12 protein-coding genes are annotated in these 20,814 nt (G+C 73.2%); 9 read left to right on the plus strand and 3 right to left on the minus strand.

Going from position 1 to position 20,814, the window contains the following annotated elements; genetic code table 11:
* Nucleotides 1-153: 153 nt before the first annotated feature.
* Nucleotides 154-1,161 carry an ADP-ribosylglycohydrolase family protein gene (locus ACZ42X_RS22220; protein WP_361414655.1) on the minus strand — a complete coding sequence of 336 codons (1,008 nt, stop codon included), beginning with the start codon at nucleotides 1,159-1,161 and terminating at the stop codon, nucleotides 154-156.
* Between the two features lie 225 nt (nucleotides 1,162-1,386).
* Here ACZ42X_RS22220 and ACZ42X_RS22225 point away from each other — a divergent pair, with 225 nt between their 5' ends.
* From ACZ42X_RS22225 to ACZ42X_RS22250, 6 genes are all read left to right on the plus strand, one after another.
* The gene (locus ACZ42X_RS22225; protein ID WP_468292729.1) at nucleotides 1,387-2,115 is read left to right on the plus strand and encodes a VIT1/CCC1 transporter family protein; all 729 of its coding nucleotides are present in this window, start codon (nucleotides 1,387-1,389) and stop codon (nucleotides 2,113-2,115) included.
* A gap of 566 nt (nucleotides 2,116-2,681) precedes the next feature.
* A complete protein-coding gene (gene gltB, locus ACZ42X_RS22230; protein ID WP_468292732.1) occupies nucleotides 2,682-7,241 on the plus strand; it encodes a glutamate synthase large subunit in 4,560 nt (1,519 codons plus the stop codon).
* On the plus strand, nucleotides 7,234-8,694 hold the full coding sequence (locus ACZ42X_RS22235) for a glutamate synthase subunit beta (protein WP_468292735.1): 1,461 nt from the start codon (nucleotides 7,234-7,236) through the stop codon (nucleotides 8,692-8,694). The genes gltB and ACZ42X_RS22235 overlap by 8 nt, the downstream gene beginning before the upstream one ends.
* Before the next feature lie 407 nt (nucleotides 8,695-9,101).
* On the plus strand, nucleotides 9,102-10,076 hold the full coding sequence (locus ACZ42X_RS22240; protein WP_468292738.1) for a hypothetical protein: 975 nt from the start codon (nucleotides 9,102-9,104) through the stop codon (nucleotides 10,074-10,076).
* A 7-nt stretch (nucleotides 10,077-10,083) separates the two neighbouring features.
* Nucleotides 10,084-10,692 carry a hypothetical protein gene (locus ACZ42X_RS22245; RefSeq protein ID WP_468292741.1) on the plus strand — a complete coding sequence of 203 codons (609 nt, stop codon included), beginning with the start codon at nucleotides 10,084-10,086 and terminating at the stop codon, nucleotides 10,690-10,692.
* Nucleotides 10,673-11,521: an inositol monophosphatase family protein gene (locus ACZ42X_RS22250; RefSeq protein WP_468292744.1), complete on the plus strand. Its 849-nt coding sequence runs from the start codon at nucleotides 10,673-10,675 to the stop codon at nucleotides 11,519-11,521. The genes ACZ42X_RS22245 and ACZ42X_RS22250 overlap by 20 nt, the downstream gene beginning before the upstream one ends.
* 3 nt (nucleotides 11,522-11,524) lie before the next feature.
* Here ACZ42X_RS22250 and ACZ42X_RS22255 read toward each other — a convergent pair whose 3' ends face one another.
* Nucleotides 11,525-12,688 carry an SLC13 family permease gene (locus ACZ42X_RS22255; protein ID WP_468293402.1) on the minus strand — a complete coding sequence of 388 codons (1,164 nt, stop codon included), beginning with the start codon at nucleotides 12,686-12,688 and terminating at the stop codon, nucleotides 11,525-11,527.
* Nucleotides 12,689-12,813: 125 nt separating this feature from the next.
* Here ACZ42X_RS22255 and ACZ42X_RS22260 point away from each other — a divergent pair, with 125 nt between their 5' ends.
* Both ACZ42X_RS22260 and ACZ42X_RS22265 read left to right on the plus strand, forming a co-directional pair.
* Nucleotides 12,814-18,705 (plus strand): WD40 domain-containing protein, encoded by a 5,892-nt coding sequence (locus ACZ42X_RS22260; protein WP_468292747.1) that lies wholly within the window; start codon nucleotides 12,814-12,816, stop codon nucleotides 18,703-18,705.
* A 20-nt stretch (nucleotides 18,706-18,725) separates the two neighbouring features.
* The gene (locus tag ACZ42X_RS22265; RefSeq protein ID WP_468292749.1) at nucleotides 18,726-19,445 is read left to right on the plus strand and encodes a vWA domain-containing protein; all 720 of its coding nucleotides are present in this window, start codon (nucleotides 18,726-18,728) and stop codon (nucleotides 19,443-19,445) included.
* Between the two features lie 25 nt (nucleotides 19,446-19,470).
* On the opposite strand, the gene ACZ42X_RS22270 is transcribed toward ACZ42X_RS22265, so the two are convergent.
* Nucleotides 19,471-20,373 carry an aldo/keto reductase gene (locus ACZ42X_RS22270; RefSeq protein ID WP_468292751.1) on the minus strand — a complete coding sequence of 301 codons (903 nt, stop codon included), beginning with the start codon at nucleotides 20,371-20,373 and terminating at the stop codon, nucleotides 19,471-19,473.
* A gap of 60 nt (nucleotides 20,374-20,433) precedes the next feature.
* On the opposite strand from ACZ42X_RS22270, the gene ACZ42X_RS22275 reads away from it, so the two are divergent.
* Nucleotides 20,434-20,787 carry a MerR family transcriptional regulator gene (locus ACZ42X_RS22275; RefSeq protein ID WP_468292754.1) on the plus strand — a complete coding sequence of 118 codons (354 nt, stop codon included), beginning with the start codon at nucleotides 20,434-20,436 and terminating at the stop codon, nucleotides 20,785-20,787.
* Nucleotides 20,788-20,814: the final 27 nt, after the last annotated feature.

Consider the following 20,814-nt stretch of genomic DNA (forward strand, 5'->3'; position numbering starts at 1 on the left):
CGGTCGGCGGGTGCCCGAGCGCGCCGCCCGGCGGGTGTCCGAGTGCGCCGCCCCATGGGGCGCCGGGTGCGTCTCCCCGTCCGTCGCCGAGCGGGTCACCGCCCGGGGAAGCGGTGCGCCCCTGCGGGTCGCCGGAGAAAGGGGTCTGGGGCATCAGAGGGCCTCGGATTCGTCGGGGGTCAGGAGGTCCGCGATGTCCAGGACGTGGTAGCCGCGCATGGACGGCAGGCAGCTGCCGCGGACCGGGCCGATGGGGGCCGACCACTCCGGGGGGATCGCCGACGCCCCCGACATCGCGCCGGCGAGGGCGCCCGCCACCGCGGCCGTCGTGTCGGCGTCGCGGCCCATGTTCACCGCGGTGAGGACCGACGTACGGAAATCGCCGCGCGCCGCCGCGAACGCACCGAACGCCAGGCCGACCGCCTCCGGGGCCAGGTCCGTCCACGGGTAACCGCCGATGACGACGGCGGAGCGGACGGCGCGCTCGCGGACCAGCGGATCGGGCTGTACGCGCTGAGCCGCGACGACCGCGCGGCGCATCGAGCGCGCGGTCCACGAGTCCATCGGCACGACCGAGAGCGCGGCGGCGATGACCGAGGCCGGGTCGGCGCCGGACATGGCCGCCGCCACACCCGCCGCGACCGCCTGGCCGCCGTAGATCCCCTCGCCCTCGTGGCTGACCGTGCCGTCGATCGCCACCAGCCGCGCCGCCTCCGCCGGGCGCCCCGCCGCGAAGACCCCGAACGGCGCCGCCCGTATGGCCAGCCCGTCGCTCCAGGCGTGCCGGTGCTGCGCCGAGATGGGTGCGGCGAGGCCCCGCCGGAGGTTCTCCAGCGTGCCGCGCTCGCTGAAACCCGCGCCCCGGAACGGGCCCTCGTCCAGGTCCGCGATCCAGTGGTGCCACGCCTTCTCGACGTGCGCCACCGTCAGCGCCGAGCCGTGTCGGGCGAGGAGCAGACCGGAGAAGATCGCGTACTCCGTGTCGTCCGTGCCCGCCGGGTCCTCGCTGACGAAGCCCTCGATACGGCCCCACCTGCGGCGGATCTCGGACGGTCGCATGTTCTCGGCGGGCGCCCCGAGCGCGTCTCCGACGGCCAGTCCGAGCAGCGCGCCCCGGGCTCGGTCGAGGAGAACCGAAGGTGCCGTCGACTTCGACTCCATCGCGTGGGCCTTTCGATGCGCGTCGATCGATCCGCTTCCTGGATGCGTGCCACGCGGGCCCGGGTGGTTGTCGCGGAGGGCCGCTCTGTCACCCCGATGACGCCCCGACGACCACTGGTTAGTAAAGCCTGCCTTGCTGGCGCGCCCCTTACATCGCGCGTACTTTCGAGGTGTTGAGGGGGCGCGGGTCGGTACGAGCCCGCCGCACGACGCAAGGGGAGAGCTGTGTCCATCATCGAGACCGAGGCGACGCTTCACGAGGCGCACCGCGACAACCACACGCACCGCGACGTGAACGGCGGCTGGCTGCGTCCGGCGGTGTTCGGTGCGATGGACGGTCTCGTGTCGAACCTCGCGTTGATGACCGGCGTCGCCGGCGGCGCGGTGTCCCAGCAGACCATCGTGATCACGGGGCTGGCCGGGCTCGCGGCGGGCGCCTTCTCCATGGCGGCCGGCGAGTACACGTCCGTCGCGTCCCAGCGCGAGCTGGTCGAGGCGGAACTGGACGTCGAGCGCCACCAGTTGCGCAAGCACCCGATCGACGAGATGGAGGAGCTCGCCGCCCTGTACGTGGCCCGCGGCGTGGAGCCCCCGCTCGCCCGCGAGGTGGCCATGCAGCTGTCGAAGGACCCCGAGCAGGCGCTGGAGATCCATGCCCGCGAGGAGCTCGGCATCGACCCGGACGACCTGCCGTCGCCGATGGTCGCCGCGCTGTCGTCCTTCGGGTCCTTCGCGCTCGGCGCGCTGCTCCCCGTCCTGCCGTACCTGCTCGGCGCCACCGCCCTGTGGCCCGCCGTGCTGCTGGCGCTGCTCGGGCTGTTCGCCTGCGGTGCGCTGGTGGCCCGCGTGACCGCGCGCAGCTGGTGGTACAGCGGCCTGCGCCAGCTCGCACTCGGCGGCGCGGCCGCGGCGGTGACGTACGCGCTGGGCGCGTTGTTCGGCGCGGCGCTGTAGCCTCCGCCGACTGGCCGGACTGGCGGGGTTGGCCGGGCTGGCGGGGTTGGCCGGGCCCGCGCAGGTGCTCCGGACGCTGACCGCCGCCGCCGCCCGCTCGCACCGCGGGGCGGGGGCGTCTGCCGCTCTTCCCCCCTGGGCGCGTCGCGGTTACGGTGGCGATCCCGACAAGGCGGGCGCGACGCCGCCCCCGATCCTTGTGACGAAGCTCCAATGGCGGGATCCGGCCCGCCGGTGAGACACTATGCACCGCGGCGCATACTCAGCCGTAACGCGGCGGTTTCGATTCCTTCATCAGCGGGCATGAGCCGTTAGCGCTGCGGGCAATGAAGCCCGCTCCCCTACCAGGACGCGCCGGACGGCCGACGAGGCCGGTCAAGATGCCGGTCGAATGCCGGTCAGCCGTACCTGGAGAACACTCCACCACCGCCACGCGGTGTCCGCATGTTGGAATGAGCTATCCGCGTTCCGAGAAACGTTCCATCATGTAATCTGCACGAAATTTCGCGGAGGGCCAACGTCGTCCCTCTGGCACTGCATATGCCACGACGACGACGGGAGAGCCGATGCGTTCCGACGCCTGGTCGCCCATGGACGGTCGCCCCGCCCCGCAGGGTATGTACGACCCCCGCAACGAGCACGACGCCTGTGGTGTCGGCTTCGTTGCCACCCTCACCGGTGTCGCCAGCCACGCGCTGGTGGAGCAGGCGCTGACCGTTCTGCGCAACCTGGAGCACCGGGGCGCCACCGGCTCCGAGCCCGACTCCGGCGACGGCGCCGGCATCCTGCTCCAGGTCCCGGACGCGTTCCTCCGCGAGGTCACCGACTTCGCGCTCCCGGCAGCCGGTGAGTACGCCGTCGGCATCGCCTTCCTCCCCGCCGACGGCTCCGCACAGGCCGTCGAGCGGATCGAGGCGATCGCCGCCGAGGAGGGCCTCACGGTCCTCGGCTGGCGCGAGGTCCCCGTCGCCCCCGAGCTGCTCGGCGCGACCGCCCGCTCCACCATGCCCGAGTTCCGCCAGCTCTTCGTGAGCGACGGCACCAGCGCCGGCATCGAGCTGGACCGCAAGGCGTTCCTGCTGCGCAAGCGCGCCGAGCGCGAGGCCGGGGTCTACTTCCCCTCCCTCTCCGCCCGCACCATCGTCTACAAGGGCATGCTCACCACCGGTCAGCTGGAGCCCTTCTTCCCGGACCTGTCGGACCGCCGCTGCGCCACCGCCGTGGCCCTGGTCCACTCCCGGTTCTCCACCAACACCTTCCCGAGCTGGCCGCTCGCCCACCCGTACCGCTTCGTCGCGCACAACGGCGAGATCAACACGGTCAAGGGCAACCGCAACTGGATGCGGGCGCGCGAGTCGCAGCTCGCCTCCGACCTCTTCGGCGCCGAGAAGCTGGAGCGGATCTTCCCGGTCTGTACGCCGGACGCCTCCGACTCCGCCTCCTTCGACGAGGTCCTGGAGCTGCTCCACCTCGGTGGCCGTTCGCTGCCGCACAGCGTCCTGATGATGGTCCCCGAGGCGTGGGAGAACCACGAGTCCATGGACCCGGCCCGGCGCGCCTTCTACCAGTACCACTCCACGATGATGGAGCCCTGGGACGGCCCGGCCTGTGTCACCTTCACCGACGGTGTGCAGGTGGGTGCCGTTCTCGACCGCAACGGTCTGCGCCCCGGCCGCTACTGGGTCACCGACGACGGGCTCGTGGTCCTCTCCTCCGAGGTCGGCGTCCTCGACATCGACCCCGCCAAGGTCGTCCGCAAGGGCCGCCTCCAGCCCGGCAAGATGTTCCTCGTCGACACCGCCGAGCACCGCATCATCGAGGACGACGAGATCAAGGCCGCCCTCGCCGCCGAGCACCCGTACCAGGAGTGGCTGGAGACGGGCATCATCGAGCTCGAGGACCTCCCCGAGCGCGAGCACATCGTCCACACCCACGCCTCGGTCACCCGCCGCCAGCAGACCTTCGGCTACACCGAGGAGGAGCTGCGCGTCCTCCTCGCGCCGATGGCCCGCACCGGCGCCGAGCCGATCGGCTCCATGGGCACGGACTCGCCGATCGCCGCGCTCTCCGAGCGCCCGCGGCTGCTGTTCGACTACTTCACCCAGCTGTTCGCGCAGGTCACCAACCCGCCGCTGGACGCCATCCGCGAGGAGCTCGTCACCTCGCTGCACTCCTCGCTCGGCCCGCAGGGCAACCTGCTGGAGCCGACCTCGGCGTCCTGCCGCAGCGTCACGCTGCCCTTCCCGGTGATCGACAACGACGAGCTGGCCAAGCTCATCCACATCAACGCCGACGGCGACATGCCCGGCATGAAGGCCGCCACGCTCTCCGGCCTCTACCGGGTCTCCGGTGGCGGCGAGGCCCTCGCGGCCCGTATCGAGGAGATCTGCGCCGAGGCCGACGCCGCCATCGAGGGCGGCGCCCGCCTGATCGTGCTCTCCGACCGGCACTCCGACGCCGAGCACGCGCCGATCCCGTCGCTGCTGCTCACCTCGGCGGTGCACCACCACCTCATCCGTACCAAGCAGCGCACGCAGGTGGGCCTGCTGGTCGAGGCCGGCGACGTCCGCGAGGTCCACCACGTCGCGCTCCTCATCGGGTACGGCGCCGCCGCCGTCAACCCGTACCTCGCCATGGAGTCCGTCGAGGACCTGGTCCGCGCCGGCACCTTCGTCGAGGGCCTGGAGCCCGAGCAGGCGATCCGCAACCTGATCTACGCCCTCGGCAAGGGCGTCCTGAAGGTCATGTCCAAGATGGGCATCTCGACCGTCGCCTCCTACCGCGGCGCGCAGGTCTTCGAGGCCGTCGGCCTCGACGAGGCCTTCGTCGAGAAGTACTTCAACGGCACGGCCACCAAGATCGGCGGCGCCGGCCTGGACGTCGTCGCCAAGGAGGTCGCCGCCCGCCACGCCAAGGCGTACCCCGCCTCCGGCGTCCCCTCCGCGCACCGCGCGCTGGAGATCGGCGGCGAGTACCAGTGGCGCCGCGAGGGCGAGCCGCACCTGTTCGACCCGGAGACGGTCTTCCGCCTCCAGCACGCCACGCGCAACAAGCGGTACGACATCTTCAAGAAGTACACGGACCGCGTGAACGAGCAGTCCGAGCGGCTCATGACGCTCCGCGGCCTGTTCGGCTTCAAGAGCGACCGCGAGCCGATCTCCCTCGACGAGGTCGAGCCGGTCAGCGAGATCGTCAAGCGCTTCTCCACCGGCGCCATGTCGTACGGCTCCATCTCCAAGGAGGCGCACGAGACCCTCGCCATCGCCATGAACCAGCTGGGCGGCAAGTCCAACACCGGTGAGGGCGGCGAGGACCCGGAGCGCCTGTACGACCCGGCGCGCCGGTCGTCGATCAAGCAGGTCGCCTCCGGCCGCTTCGGCGTGACGTCCGAGTACCTGGTCAACGCCGACGACATCCAGATCAAGATGGCCCAGGGCGCCAAGCCCGGCGAGGGCGGCCAGCTGCCCGGCCACAAGGTCTACCCGTGGGTCGCCAAGACCCGGCACTCCACCCCGGGTGTCGGCCTGATCTCGCCGCCGCCGCACCACGACATCTACTCCATCGAGGACCTGGCTCAGCTGATCCACGACCTCAAGAACGCCAACCCGGCCGCCCGCATCCACGTGAAGCTGGTGTCCGAGGTCGGCGTGGGCACGGTCGCCGCCGGTGTCTCCAAGGCCCACGCGGACGTCGTGCTCATCTCCGGCCACGACGGCGGTACGGGCGCCTCGCCGCTCACCTCGCTCAAGCACGCGGGCGGCCCCTGGGAGCTCGGCCTCGCCGAGACCCAGCAGACCCTGCTGCTCAACGGCCTGCGCGACCGGATCGTCGTCCAGACCGACGGCCAGCTCAAGACCGGCCGCGACGTCGTCATCGCCGCGCTGCTCGGCGCCGAGGAGTTCGGTTTCGCGACCGCGCCGCTCGTCGTCTCCGGCTGCGTCATGATGCGCGTCTGCCACCTGGACACCTGCCCGGTCGGCATCGCCACCCAGAACCCGGTGCTGCGCGAGCGCTTCTCCGGCAAGGCCGAATTCGTCGTCAACTTCTTCGAGTTCATCGCCCAGGAGGTGCGCGAGCTCCTCGCCGAGCTCGGCTTCCGCACCCTGGAGGAGGCCGTCGGCCACGCCGAGCTCCTCGACACCGCCAAGGCCGTCAACCACTGGAAGGCACAGGGCCTCGACCTGGCTCCGCTCTTCCACGTGCCCGAGCTGGCCGAGGGCGCCGTGCGCCACCAGGTGATCGAGCAGGACCACGGCCTGGAGAAGGCGCTCGACAACGAGCTGATCAAGCTCGCCGCCGACGCGCTGAACGCCGCCTCCGCCGAGGAGGCCCAGCCGGTCCGCGCCCAGGTCGCGATCCGCAACATCAACCGCACGGTCGGCACCATGCTCGGCCACGAGGTGACGAAGAAGTTCGGTGGCGCGGGTCTGCCCGACGACACCATCGACATCACCTTCACCGGCTCGGCCGGCCAGTCCTTCGGCGCGTTCCTGCCGCGCGGCGTCACGCTGCGCCTGGAGGGCGACGCCAACGACTACGTCGGCAAGGGCCTTTCCGGCGGCCGCGTGATCGTCCGCCCCGACCGGGGCGCCGACCACCTGGCCGAGTACTCCACCATCGCCGGCAACACCATCGGGTACGGCGCGACCGGCGGCGAGATGTTCCTCCGCGGCCGCACCGGCGAGCGGTTCTGCGTCCGCAACTCCGGCGCGCTGGTCGTCTCCGAGGGCGTGGGCGACCACGGCTGCGAGTACATGACCGGCGGTCACGCGGTCGTCCTCGGCGAGACGGGCCGCAACTTCGCGGCCGGCATGTCGGGTGGCGTCGCGTACGTCATCGACCTCGACCGGGACAACGTCAACTCCGGCAACGTGGGCGCGATCGAGGCCCTGGACGAGACCGACCGGGCGTGGCTGCACGACGTCGTGCGCCGCCACCAAGAGGAGACGGGCTCGACCGTAGCCGAGAAGCTCCTTGCCGACTGGGACACCGCGGTGGCCCGATTCAGCAAGATCATCCCGACCACGTACAAGGCAGTGCTCGCCGCCAAGGACGCCGCTGAGCTCGCCGGTCTCTCCGAGCAGGAGACCACCGAGAAGATGATGGAGGCGGCGACCCATGGCTGACCCCAAGGGCTTCCTGACCACCGGGCGCGAGGGCGCCAAGACCCGCCCCGTGGCCGAGCGCGTCAAGGACTGGAACGAGGTCTACGTCCCCGGCTCCCTGCTGCCGATCATCAGCAAGCAGGCCGGCCGCTGCATGGACTGCGGCATCCCGTTCTGCCACAACGGCTGCCCGCTCGGAAACCTCATCCCCGAGTGGAACGACTACGCCTACCGTGAGGACTGGCAGGCCGCGAGCGAGCGCCTGCACGCCACGAACAACTTCCCGGAGTTCACCGGGCGGCTGTGCCCGGCGCCTTGCGAGGCGGCGTGCGTGCTGGGCATCAACCAGCCCGCCGTCACCATCAAGAACGTCGAGGTCTCCATCATCGACAAGGCGTGGGACAGCGGTGACGTCACGCCGCAGCCGCCGGAGCGCCTGTCCGGCAAGACCGTCGCCGTCATCGGCTCCGGCCCGGCGGGCCTCGCCGCCGCGCAGCAGCTGACCCGCGCGGGCCACACGGTCGCCGTGTACGAGCGGGCCGACCGCATCGGCGGTCTGCTGCGGTACGGCATCCCCGAGTTCAAGATGGAGAAGGTGCACATCAACCGGCGCATCGAGCAGATGCGCGCGGAGGGCACCAAGTTCCGCACCGAGATCGAGATCGGCCGTGACATCGACGCGGCGAAGCTGCGCCAGCGGTACGACGCGGTCGTCATCGCCGCCGGCGCCACCGTCTCCCGCGACCTGCCGGTCCCGGGCCGGGACCTCAAGGGCATCCACTTCGCGATGGAGTACCTGCCCCTCGCCAACAAGGTGCAGGAGGGCGACTTCATTCAGCCGCCCATCACCGCCGAGGGCAAGCACGTCGTGGTCATCGGCGGCGGCGACACCGGCGCGGACTGCGTGGGCACCGCCCACCGCCAGGGCGCGGCCTCCGTCACGCAGCTGGAGATCATGCCGCGGCCGGGCGAGGAGCGGAACGCGGGCCAGCCCTGGCCGACCTTCCCGATGCTCTACAAGGTCACCTCGGCCCACGAGGAGGGCGGCGAGCGGATCTACTCCGTCTCCACCACCCACTTCGAGGGCGACGAGGACGGCAACGTCCAGTTCCTCCACCTCGTCGAGGTCGAGTTCAAGGACGGCAAGCTGGAGCAGAAGCCGGGCACGGAGCGCAAGATCCCGGCCCAGCTGGTCACCCTCGCGATGGGCTTCACCGGCACGGACCGCTCCAACGGCCTGGTCGACCAGTTCGGCCTGGAGCTCGACGAGCGCGGCAACATCGCCCGCGACGAGAACTTCGCGACCAACGTCGACGGCGTCTTCGTCGCCGGTGACGCGGGCCGCGGCCAGTCCCTCATCGTGTGGGCCATCGCCGAGGGCCGCTCGGCCGCCCGCGGCGTGGACCGCTACCTGACGGGCGCGAGCGAGCTCCCGGCCCCGATCCGCCCGACGGACCGCGCGCTGGCGGTCTGAGCCCCGGCCGGTCCGGGCCCGCGCCCGGTCCGGACCTCGCCCGGTCAGACCTCCTGGTCAGGCCTCCCGGTCCAGGACCGTACGGTCTAGACCACCCGGCTCGAGTCGTCGGCCGGGCGCCGCGTACGATGGCGTACGCGGCGTCCTCCGACGGCTCGGCAACGACCCACCGACACGCCCACCGGCCCCGGCCGCATCGCGGCCCGAGGCACCCCTCATCGTCCCGTACAACGGCGTGCGGAACACAGCAGCGCCTGCCGCCGTCCCCGACCGGATCGATGGCAGGCGCTGCGCCCTGTCCGGGGCCGTGTGCCCCCGATGCGCCCTGGTGGGACCGGAGCGGGCCCGCCTAAGATCGGGTACCCGGCCGAGGGGGAGCGGGGAAGCGGGGGAGGGGACGGGACGCGATGACCACGGGGCGGGCGGGGCGTACGGGCCGGATCGAGCGCGCGGTCGCCTTCGCCCTGCGCAACTTCGAGGTCGTCTTCGCCGCCGGTATCGGCCTCACCATCGGTTTCCTCGACATCTTCGGCGACAAGCTCATCGAGTCCGACCTCGCCTCCGGCGCCACCCTCGTCGTGCTCGGCGCCCTCGCCGTCGGCTCGCTCTCCGAGCGCGCCCGGCGCCCGCTCGCCATCCAGGACGCCATGGCCGGCACCCGCCGCGCCATCGAGGACCTCACCATGGTCCGCTCCCTCGCCGGCAACGAGGTCCGCGACGAGCTGCGCAAGGCCCGCCAGTCCACGAACCTGTGGTACTTCAAAGGCGGCACGGGCACCTACCTCCGGGCCGTCACCCTCCCCGAGTGCGTACGCGCCGCCAAGCAGAACCGCTCCCAGCTCAACGTCAAGATCGAGATACTCAACCCGGCCGACGAACGGGCCTGCGCCACGTACGCGCAGTTCCGCCGCATGTTCTCCGGCACCGGTACCGGGTCCGGCTCGCACGGCGGGGACCTGTGGACCCCGGCCCGTGCCCGCAAGGAGTCGTACGCCACCGTCCTCGCCGCCTGCTGGTACCGCATGCAGCTGACGACCCTCGACATCAGCGTCCACCTGTCGTCGACCGTGCCGACCCTCCGCTTCGATCTGTCCGACTCCTGCCTGATCATCACGCAGGACGACCCGAACCGGGTCAACCTCAAGGTCGAGCGCGGCCAGCCGCTCTACGACTACTACCTCACCGAACTGCACCAGAGCCGCGAGCAGGCCACCACCCTCGACCTGCGCGACGCCACCCCGCTCGGCCTCTCCCCGACCGTCGACGAAGTGCGCGCGCTCTTCGACGCGTTGGCGCTGCCGCTGCCGCGCACGTACACCGAGGCGGACGTCGGCGAGATCATCGAGAAGGCCCTGCACGCCGAGGACCCCTACGGGAGGTGAGCCGCCCATGGACCTGGACGCCGCCGAGCGGGCCCTGCGCGAGATAGCGACCGGGAGAAGGCGGCTGCGCGCCGTGCGGCACCCGCTCGGCTTCCTGTGCCTGCCCCTCCTGCGCAGCGGCCCCGACGGCGTCTGCGTCCACCTCTTCGGAGAGTCCCACGGCGACGACGACCCCGTCCCGCCGCTGCACGCGCACAGCTGGGAGCTGTACAGCCACGTCCTGTACGGCGAGGTCGGCAACGTACGCGTACGGATACGGGACGACACCGACGCGCCCACGCACCGCGTCTTCGAGGTGCGCAGCCACCCCGACGGCGTGGACGAGATCCGGCCCACCACCCGGCTCGTACGCGGTGAGACCGGGCCCGTGCAGACCAGTCCGGCGGGCACGACGTACGCACTCGGCGCCGGCGAGTTCCACACCACGGTCGTGACGCCGGGCCGCACCGCCGTCACCCTGGTACGGGGACGGTCCCTGCCCGGCGGCCGCGACCTGTCGCTCGGGCCGCTCGACGGGCCGCCGCGCCGCACCACCCGGCGCCTGTGCGGCACCGAGGACACCCTTCACGCCGTCCGCACGGCCCTCGGGAGGATCCATGCCGCACGCCGGGACTGACGGGCCCTCGTCCTTCGCCGCCGAGCGGCGCGTCGCCGTCGCCGCCGCCGAGGCCACCGGGCGGCTGCTGCGCGGCCACTTCGCCGACGCCAGGGCCGTCCGCACCAAGGGCGCGGACGGGGACGTCGTCACCGACCTGGACCTCGCCGCCGAGGAGCTCATCCTCGGCCGGCTCCGGCGCCACTTCCCCCGGGACCGGATCCTCTCCGAGGAGGCCGGGCTCCTCGACACGGGCAACCGCCGCACCTGGCTGGTCGACCCGCTCGACGGCTCCAACAACGTGGCGATCGGCCTGCCCGCGTACGTCGTCGGCATCGGGCTCTGCCTGGGCGAGACGCCGGTCGTCGGCGTGGTCCACGAGCCGGTCACCGGCCGTACCTGGCACGCCGTCAGCGGCCAGGGCGCCCACGGCGACGACGGCACCCGCCTGCCCGGCCCACGCGGCGACCTGCCGGGCCCCGGGCCGGTCCTCGCCTGGACCCAGGGCCACGCCGTGGGCCGCACCGACCCCACCGCGACCGCCCTGCGCTCCACCCTGGAACGCCGCTGCCGCCGCGTCCTCCAGCTGTGGGCCCCGCTGCTGGGCTGGAGCCTGCTGGCCCGCGGCACCATCGACGGCTTCGTCGGCTACCGCGCTGAGGGTGTGGACCTGCCGGCCGGCGCGCTGCTCGCCGCCGAGGCGGGCGTGGAGCTGCGCACCCTGGACGGCGCCCGCTTCCGCCCCGGCTACACCGGCCCGGACACGCGCCGCAGCTTCGTCGCGGCGCGGGCGGAGACGCTGGCGTACGTGCTGGAGGAGGTCGCGTCGGCGATGCGCGGTTCCTCGTAAGGGTTATCCCACCAGCACCAGCGCCCCCACCGCGCCAACCGTCCCCGTCACCGCCAGCACCAGGCTCGTCCCCATGAAGCGGCCCAGCGCGATGTGCGTGCCGTGCCAGCGGCAGCGTTCGAACCAGAGGAGCGTCGCCAGGGACGCCCAGGGGGTGACCAGGGGGCCGACGTTGACGCCGATGAGGAGGCCCAGCAGCTGGTCGTGGTGGGGGAGCGGGACGACCGCCTCACCCGCGACGTACGCCGGGAGGTTGTTCAGCGCGTTGGAGAAGCCCGCGCCGACCGCCGCCGTGCGCAGCACGCCCAGCGGGCCCTCCTCGGTGCCGATGAGGCGGGCCAGGACCTCGTGCAGGCCGTGCGCGCTGACCGTCTCCACCACCAGGAACATCCCCGGCACCAGCACGAGCAGCCGCCACGGCACCAGCGACCACCGCAGCTCGGCCCGGCGGCGTGCCGCGAACGCCGCCACCACGACCAGTGCCGCCGCCGACGACGCCGCCCACAGCGGCACCAGGTCCACCAGGAGCGCCACCAGGAAGGCGGCGCACGCCACCGCGCACACCCGCAGCAGCACCGGGTCGGCCGGGCGCGGCGGCTCCGGCGGGGCGTACCGCTCGGCGCCCCGCCGGCCGCGGCGCCAGTAGAACACCCACAGGCACGCCATCGTCGCGCCGATCGCCACCGCCTGCGGCGCCCACATCGTCGCCGCCATGCCCGTCGGGGTGAGCGCGACCCGGTCGGCCGCCAGCAGGTTCGTGAGGTTGGAGACGGGCAGCAGCAGGCTCGCCGTGTTGGCGAGCCACACCGTGGTCATGGCCAGCGGCACCGCCGCGATGCCCACGCGGGTGGCGAGCGCCAGCATCACCGGCGTGAGCAGCACGGCCGTCGTGTCCAGGTTCAGCGTGATGGTGGTGACCGACGCGAAGAGCACGCACAGCGCGAACAGCAGCGCGTAACTGCCCCGCCCGGCCCGCGCCACCCAGGTCGCGACGACGTCGAAGACCTCCGCCTTCCCCGTCAGCTCGGCCAGCACGATCACCGTCGCCAGGAACACCAGCAGCGGCCCGATCCTCGCCAGCACGTCCGAGGCGGGCCCGGTCGGCAGCAGCCCCGTCGCCACGGCGAGCAGCCCCAGCGCCAGGAGCGAGACCGCCAGCCAGTCCAGCGGATGGAAGCCTCCGAGGAAGCGCCTGAAGTAGTACGTCACGGTCACCGTCACGAGCACGAGCATAGGTTTTCGAGATGGATTTTCGACCGGACAGGGCGCCTTCCCCGGCCTAATCTGTTCGCATGCTGACGGATGGTGAAACCGACGCCCGGGCGAGCGACTTGGACTTCTTCATCAGCTACTCGCCCGCCGACGAGGCATGGGCGTCCTGGATCGCCTGGACCCTGGAGGAGGCCGGCTACCGCACCGTCGTCCAGGCCTGGGACTTCGTCCCGGGCAGCAACTTCATCGACTTCATGGACCGGGGCGTCAGCGAGTCCGCCGCCGTCATCGCCATCCTCTCCCGCCACTACGAACGCTCCCTGTACGGCCGCATGGAGTGGCAGGCCGCCCTGCGCGCCGATCCCGAGACCCCCGAGCGCCGCCTGCTCACCGTGCGCGTCGACGACATCCCCATCGAGGGGCTGCTCGCCACCATCACGTACGTCGACCTCGTCGGCGTCCCGGACGCCACCACCGCCCGCGCCCTGCTGCTCACCCGCGTCGAACAGGCCCTCGACGGCCACGCCCGCCCCGGCCGCCGCCCCGGCTACCCCGGCGACGCCGCCACCGCCCGCGCCACGGGCGCGCCCGTGGCGGGACTGCCCGCCCAGCGGTGGCTCGGCGGCCCCGGCTGGGCCGGCCGCCGACGCCCCCAGCGCGCGCCCCGCTACCCGCAGGGCCCGCAGTCGCCCGCCGCCCACGACGCGGTCACCGTCCTCCACCTCGCCGGACCCGACTTCGGACGCGGCCGCGAACCCGACACGCTCAGCCGCGAGCTGCGCGGCGAGCTCATCGTCCTGCGCGACGGCGGCGCACCCGCGCCCGACCTGCTCGTCGTCACCGGCGACCTCACCGCCTCCGGCAGCCCCCGCGAATGCGACCAGGCGCTGAGCTTCCTCACCGCCGTACGCTCCCAGCTCGATCTGCCCCCGCAGCGCGTCGTCATCGTCCCCGGCGCCCAGGACGTCAACCAGGCCGCCTGCCGCGCCTACTTCCACACCTGCGAGGCCGACGAGATCGCCCCGCAACCCCCGTACTGGCCCAAGTGGCGCCACTACACGCGCCTGTTCCGCAGCTTCTACCAGGGGCTCGACACCGTCTTCGACAGCGACCAGCCCTGGACGCTCTTCCCGGTGCCCGAACTGAACACCGTCGTCGCCGGGTTCAACTCGTCCATCGCCTACAGCCACCGCCTGGAGGACCAGTACGGCCACATCGGCCGCGACCAGGCCGTCTGGTTCGCCGAGGCGCTGCGCCCGTACGAGGAGGAGGGCTGGCTCCGCGTCGGCGCCCTGCGCCACCCCCTCACCCCCGGCAGCAGGCCCGGCGACGCCGTCGGCGGACCCGGCGCCCTCACCGACACCGAGACCCTCACCGAGCTCGCCGGCCCCCGCCTCCACCTGCTGCTGCACGGCCCCACCGGAGGCCCCCGCTCCACCGGCACCGTGCCCGGCCACACCCGCCTGCCCGGCACCGGCGCCGACCCGGCGGCCGGGCTGCCCGTGTTCGGCGCCGCCGCCCCCGCCCGCTTCCAGCTGCTGCGCCTCACCGCCGAGGGCATCACCCGCTGGTACGACCGCGGCCGCACCGGCCCGGAGACGTTCCCCGCCGGCTGGCCCCGCGCCGGGCGGGTGTTCCCCGTACCGGACGCGCCCCGCCCGGCCACGGTGGCCGACCCGGCGCGCGAACCCGCGGCCCTGCCTGACGAACCGGCCGACCCCGACTCGCTCACCGAACGCGTCAAGGAGGTCTGCCTGGCCCGCCGCGACGGCGTCCGCCTGCGCGACGTACCGCGCCGCGCCCCCGGCGACATGGACCAGATCATCGCCACCTGGCGCGAGGAGGGCGTCGTACGCCAGGCCCGCATCGCCGTCCACCCCGGCACCCCGACCGGCGAACAGCTGGACCGGCTCCTGGCCCAGCTCCACGCCGCCGGCCCCGGCGCCACCGGCTCCGGCGTCGAGGCCGAGCTCGTCCACGACGGCCCCGCACCCCCCGCCGAGCTGCGCGAGCGGGCCGTCCGCCACGGCGTCCGCGTGCGCAGCTTCGTCGAGTTCCAGGGCCTGCTCGACCTGCGCGGCTACGTCACCGCCCAGACCGCCCGCCTCCTCGCCGGCGAGAGCTACGCCCCCGTCCGCTACCTCCCGCAGCGCTACCGCGACGCCGACCGCCCGCACGACGGTGCGCACGAGGGCGGCGGCGAACACGACCACCTCGTCGACGACCTGCTGGAGCTCCTGGAGGCCGACCACGGCCGGTTCGTCCTCCTCCTCGGCGACTTCGGCCACGGCAAGACCTTCGCCCTGCGCGAGCTCGCCCGCCGCATCCCCGAGGAACTCCCGCACCTCACCCCGCTGCTCATCCCCCTCAACACCCTCGACCGCGCCCACAGCCTCGAAGGGCTCGTCGCCGCCCACCTCGCCGCCCACGGCGTCGACACCATCGACCTGCGCGCCCTGCGCTACATGCTCGCCCAGGGCAGGGTCGTCCTCCTCTTCGACGGCTTCGACGAGCTCGTCAACCGCGTCAGCTACGACCGCGCCGCCGACCACCTCCAGGTCCTCCTCGACGCCGCCGTCGACCACGCCAAGATCGTCGTCTCCAGCCGCACCCAGCACTTCAAGTCCCACGAACAGGTCCTCACCGCCCTCGGCGAGCGCGTCGGCCTGCTCCCGCAGCGCCGCATCCTCTCCGTCGAGGGCTTCACCCCGGACCAGATCCGCTCCTACCTCGTCAAGGCGTACGGCGACGAGGAGACCGCCGACCGCCGCTACCGGCTCCTGGAGCACATCCCCGACCTGCTCGCCCTGTGCCGCAACCCCCGGCTGCTGTCCTTCGTCGCCCAGCTCGACGCCGACCGGCTGCGCGCCGTCGCCGGAGCCGGCCGCGCGCTCAGCCCCGCCCGCCTCTACGAGGACATCTTCACCTCCTGGCTCCAGTACGAGGAGGCCCGCCACCGCAAGGGCCCCGGCTCCCCGCCCGGCCTCGACCTCGCCGAACTGTGGGCCGCCGTCACCGCGCTCGCCGAACGCCTCTGGGAGTCCGGCCGCACCGCCCTGCGCCTCGACGAGCTCACCGAGGCCGTCGCCACCACCCTCAGCCGCCTCACCGAAACGCCCCGCTCCAGCGCCGAACTCGGCCACGCCATCGGCGCCGGCACCCTGCTGGTGCGCACCGACGACGGGCTGTTCCACTTCATCCACGGCTCCGTCGAGGAGTGGCTCCTCGCCCGCGAGGCCGCCCGCCGACTCGACGGGGGCGACGACGCGCTGCTGCGCGCCCGGCCGCTCAGCCGCCTCGCCGTCGAGTTCCTCTGCGACCTCGCCGACCACGAGAAGTGCGTCCGCTGGGTCCGCGACACCCTCGAAGGCGACCGCGCAAGGGTGGGCGAGATCGCCCACGCGGGCGGGAGCGAGGCCGCCCGCGCCAACGCCGTACGCATCGGCGACCGGCTCCGCGTCCCCGCCCACGCCGACCTGCGCGGCGCCCGCCTCGCCGGCGAGGACCTCTCCCACCGCGACTTCACCGGCGTCGACCTCACCGGCGCCGACCTCACCGACGCCCGCCTCGTCGGCGCCACCCTGGAGCGGGCCGACCTCACCGACGCCCGCCTCACCGGCGCCCGCCTCGACCGCGCCGACCTGCGCGGCGCCATCCTCACCCGGGCCGACCTGCGCCGCGCCCGCCTCACCCGGGCAGACCTGCGCGGCGCCGACCTCACCGGCAGCCGCTGGCACCGCGCCGCCCTCATCGACCCCGTCACCGACGACGCCACCCGCGCGGCGCCCGAACTGCGCACCGCCGCCCTCGCCCCCGGCATGCCCGTCGACGCCGGCTTCCGCCCCTCCTCCGTCGGCGTCCCGTACGGCTACGACATGCGCACCAGCCGGCTCCCCGAGCCCATCGCGTACAGCCCCGACGGCGAACTCCTCGTCGTCGGCAGCGAGGACGGCGGCATCCTCGTCTGCGGCGCCGACACCGGCCGCGCCCTGCGCACCCTCCAGGGCCACGCCGGACGCGTGTACGCCATCAAGTGCGCCGCCGGCGTCATCGCCAGCGGCGGCTCCGACGGCACCGTACGCCTCTGGGACCCCGTCTCCGGAGCCTGCCGCCACGTCCTCGACGTCCACCCCGGCGGGGTGTGGCCCGTCACCCTCAGCGCGGACGGAACCCGCCTCGCCACCGGGGACGCCGACGGCCTGGTCACCGTCTGGGACACCGCCACCGGCACCCCCACGCACCGGCTGCCCGGCCACACCGCGCCCGTCTACGCCGCCGCCTTCAGCCCCGACGGCACCACGCTCGTCACGGGCGACGCCGCCGCCGGCGTACGCATGTGGTCCCTGGAGACCGGCACGGAGCCGCTCGCGCGCGAGCTGCCCGGCCACGAAGGCGCCGTCTACCGCGTCCGGTACAGCCCCGACGGCACCTCCCTGGCCACCGGCGACCAGGGCGGCACCGTACGGGTCTGGCAGGCGGCCGAAGGGCGGCTGCGCCAGGAGTTCACCGGCCACACCGGGCGCGTCTACACCCTCGACTTCCACCCCGGCGGACGCCTCCTCGTCAGCGGCGACACCGACGGACAGGTACGGCTCTGGGACCCGGCCGTCGGCACCCCGCTCGGCGGCCTGGAACGCTCCGCCGGCGCCGTCTACCAGGTGCTGTTCAACGCCGACGGATCCCTGCTCGCCGCCTGCGACAGCGACGGGGCCGTCCGGCTGTGGACCGTCACGCGCACCCCGCGCCAGGGCCACGCGGTCGCCCTCCACGCCCGCCAGCCCACCCCGCACCGCGGCTCCGCCTGGGCCTGCGCCTTCCACCCGTACGACACCCAGCTGCTCACCGTCGGCAACGACGGCGGCGCGCAGATCTGGGAGGCCGCCACCGGACAGGGCAAGCGCATCCTGCGCGGCCACGGGCGGCGCGTCGGCGACCTCGCCTACAGCGCCGACGGCACCACGCTCGCCACCTGCGGCAGCGACGGCCACGTACTGCTGTGGGACACCCGCACCGGGGTGCGCACCCACGAGCTGTCCGGGCGCGGCGACCGGCTCGTCTCCGCCTCCTTCTCCCCGGCCCGAGCCGTCCTCGGCACCGCCGGCAGTGACGGCGGGGTCTACCTGTGGAACACCGACGGCGAGTCCCTGCGCGAGCTCGACGCCGAGACCGAGCACATCTGGGCCCAGGCCTTCAACCCCGCCGGCGACCTGCTGGCCACCGCCAACGACGACGACACCGTCTGCCTCTGGTACCGCTCCACCGGAGCCCGGATCGCCACCCTCGCCCAGCACCGCGGCCGCGTCCGGTCGATCGCGTTCCGCGCCGACGGCTCCGCCGGTGACGTCCTCGCCAGCGGCTGCGACGACGGCTTCGTACGCCTCTGGCAGGCGCGTGAGGGACGGCTCCTCGCCGAGCTGGCCGGACACGGGGACCGGGTGTACGGCGTCGCCTTCGGCCCCGGCGACGCCTGGCTCGCCAGCGCCGGCTGGGACGGTACGGCCATCGTCTGGCGCGACGGCGAGGCCGCGCTGCGGCTGCGCGCGGGCGGCGGCAAGCTGTGGACCGTCGCCGCCCACCCCACCCGCCCGGTCCTCGCCGCCGCCGGCGACAACCGCAAGGTCACCCTGTGGAACGCCGACACCGGCGCCGTCCTCGCCGAACTCACCGGCCACTCCGGGCGCATCCTCGCCGTCACCTTCAGCCCCGACGGCACGGAACTCGCCAGCGCCGGGGAGGACGGCACCGTACGGCTGTGGAAACTGCCCCTGGACGGAGGCGCCCCCTCACCGCGCGCCACCCTCATCGGCGTACCGGACGGCTGGGCGACCCTCACCCCGTCGGGCGGCTACAAGTACGAGGGGGACGTGGCGGGCGAGTTCTGGCACGTGGTGGGCATGTACCGGTTCCAGCCCGGGGAGTTGGACGAGTACCTCCCGGGCGTGCGGAGGCTGCCCCTGGGGGAGGAGGTGTGACGGTCCTCTAGTCTTCCCGTATGCCTCTCAGCCTCCAGAAGGTCGAGGAGACCGCACCCGCGCTGGTCGGCCTCTACAAGACCGCGGCCGTCTCGCTGCGCAAGCACGGGCTGGGCGGCGAACGGGCGGCGGTCTACCTGGTCGTCGACTACTCGGGCTCGATGAGGCCCTACTACCAGGACGGCAGCGTCCAGGCGCTCGCCGAGCGGGTGCTGGGCCTGTCGGCGAACCTGGACGACGACGGGCGCGTGCCGGTCGTCTTCTTCTCGACGGACGTCGACGCCGAGACCGACATCGTGCTCGGGGACCACGAAGGCCGCGTCGACCGGATCGTGGCCGGGCTCGGACACATGGGCAAGACCAGCTACCACCTGGCCATGGACGCCGTCATCGACCACTACCTCGACAGCGGCGCCACCGCCCCCGCCCTCGTGGTCTTCCAGACGGACGGCGGCCCCATCAACAAACTCGCCGCCGAGCGCTACCTCTGCAAGGCCGCCGAGCTGCCGCTCTTCTGGCAGTTCGTCGGCTTCGGCGACCCCGGCAGCCGTCAGTTCGACTTCCTGCGCAAGCTCGACGAACTCGCCGTCCCCGCCAAGCGCCGCGTGGACAACGCCGGCTTCTTCCACGCGGGCACCGACCCGCGCCGCGTCCCGGACCCCGAGCTGTACGACCGGCTGGTCTCCGAGTTCCCCACCTGGCTGACGGCGGCGCGGGCACAGGGCATCGTACGGAGCTGACGCTCATGGCCGGTCGAGCCGGCGCTCACGGCCGGTCGAGCCGGCGGAACTGCTCCTCGGTGAGGGCGACGTCGAGCGCCGCGAGGTTCTCCCGCAGATGGGCGACGGACGTCGTGCCCGGGATCGGCACGATGTGCGGGGCGCGGTGCAGCAGCCAGGCCAGCGCCGTCTGCGCCGGGGTCGCGCCGAGCTCCGCCGCCACCGCCGCCACCGGTCCGCCCGGCCCGGCGTGCTCGCCCATCGCGATCGGGAAGAACGGCACGAACGCGATCTCCCGCTCGGCGGTGTGGTCCACCACCGCCTCGTGGTCGCGCGCGGCCAGGTTGTACAGGTTCTGCACGGCCGCGACCGGAGCCACCTCCTCCGCCTCCTTCAGCTGCTCCACACCCACCTCCGAGAGCCCGATGTGCCGCACCTTGCCCTCCTCCTGGAGCTGTTTGAGCGCCCCCATCTGATCGGCCAGCGGCACTTCCGGATCGATCCGGTGCAGGTACAACAGGTCGATCCGCTCCGTACGCAGCCGGCGCAGGCTCAGCTCCGCCTGCTGGCGCAGGTACGCGGGGTGCCCGAGCGGCACCCACTCGGCGGGCGACGGCCGCACCACGCCGACCTTCGTGGCGACGGCCACGCCCTCCCGGTACGGGTGCAGCGCCTCGGCGATCAGTTCCTCGTTCGCGCCCAGCGCGTAAGCGTCCGCCGTGTCGAAGAGCTCCACGCCGGACTCCGCGGCGGTACGCAGCAGACGGACGGCCGCCGCCCGGTCGACGGGCGCCTCCCATATGCGTGCCTCGGCGCCGGACGGCCCGCCGGGGGCGTCCGCGAGGCGCATGGCGCCGTAGCCCAGGCGCCGTACGGGAAGGTCGCCGCCGATGCGGACGACGGAGTCGACGGTGTGGGTGCTGTGGGTGCTGTGGATGTTGTTCGTCATGCTGGGAACCGTAGAAACTCACACCCGTGTGAGCTTCAAGTACCTGTGAGGGGGATCACGTTGAGGATCGGAGAGCTGTCCCGGCGGACCGGGGTGAGCGTGCGCCTGCTGCGCTACTACGAGGAGCAGGGCCTCCTCGACGCCCGGCGCACGGCCGGCGGCCAGCGCCTCTACGGCGACGACGCCCCCCTCGTCGTGCGCCGCATCCGGACCTTCCTGGAGGCCGGCCTTCCCACCAAGGTCATCCGCGAGGTGCTCGACTGCGTCTGCGGCAGCGACGCCGAGGTCGAACCGTGCCTCAGCCCGCTGCTCGTCGCCCGCCTCGACGAGATCGAGCACCGCATCTCGGACCTCCAGTCGGCCCGCACCTCGCTGGCCGCGCTGGTGGCGGCATCCACTGCGCCCAACGCGTGATTGTCACCCCGGCCGCCGGGACACCGC

This window comes from Streptomyces sp. NPDC030862 (genome assembly GCF_055571835.1).

Excerpts from the sequence above, each read along its gene's own strand:
- ACZ42X_RS22220 (WP_361414655.1), bottom strand. The coding sequence starts at position 1,161 with ATGGAGTCGAAGTCGACGGCACCTTCGGTTCTCCTCGACCGAGCCCGG.
- gltB (WP_468292732.1), top strand. The coding sequence starts at position 2,682 with ATGCGTTCCGACGCCTGGTCGCCCATGGACGGTCGCCCCGCCCCGCAG.
- ACZ42X_RS22235 (WP_468292735.1), top strand. The coding sequence starts at position 7,234 with ATGGCTGACCCCAAGGGCTTCCTGACCACCGGGCGCGAGGGCGCCAAG.
- ACZ42X_RS22240 (WP_468292738.1), top strand. The coding sequence starts at position 9,102 with ATGACCACGGGGCGGGCGGGGCGTACGGGCCGGATCGAGCGCGCGGTC.
- ACZ42X_RS22245 (WP_468292741.1), top strand. The coding sequence starts at position 10,084 with ATGGACCTGGACGCCGCCGAGCGGGCCCTGCGCGAGATAGCGACCGGG.
- ACZ42X_RS22250 (WP_468292744.1), top strand. The coding sequence starts at position 10,673 with ATGCCGCACGCCGGGACTGACGGGCCCTCGTCCTTCGCCGCCGAGCGG.
- ACZ42X_RS22260 (WP_468292747.1), top strand. The coding sequence starts at position 12,814 with ATGCTGACGGATGGTGAAACCGACGCCCGGGCGAGCGACTTGGACTTC.
- ACZ42X_RS22265 (WP_468292749.1), top strand. The coding sequence starts at position 18,726 with ATGCCTCTCAGCCTCCAGAAGGTCGAGGAGACCGCACCCGCGCTGGTC.
- ACZ42X_RS22270 (WP_468292751.1), bottom strand. The coding sequence starts at position 20,373 with ATGACGAACAACATCCACAGCACCCACAGCACCCACACCGTCGACTCC.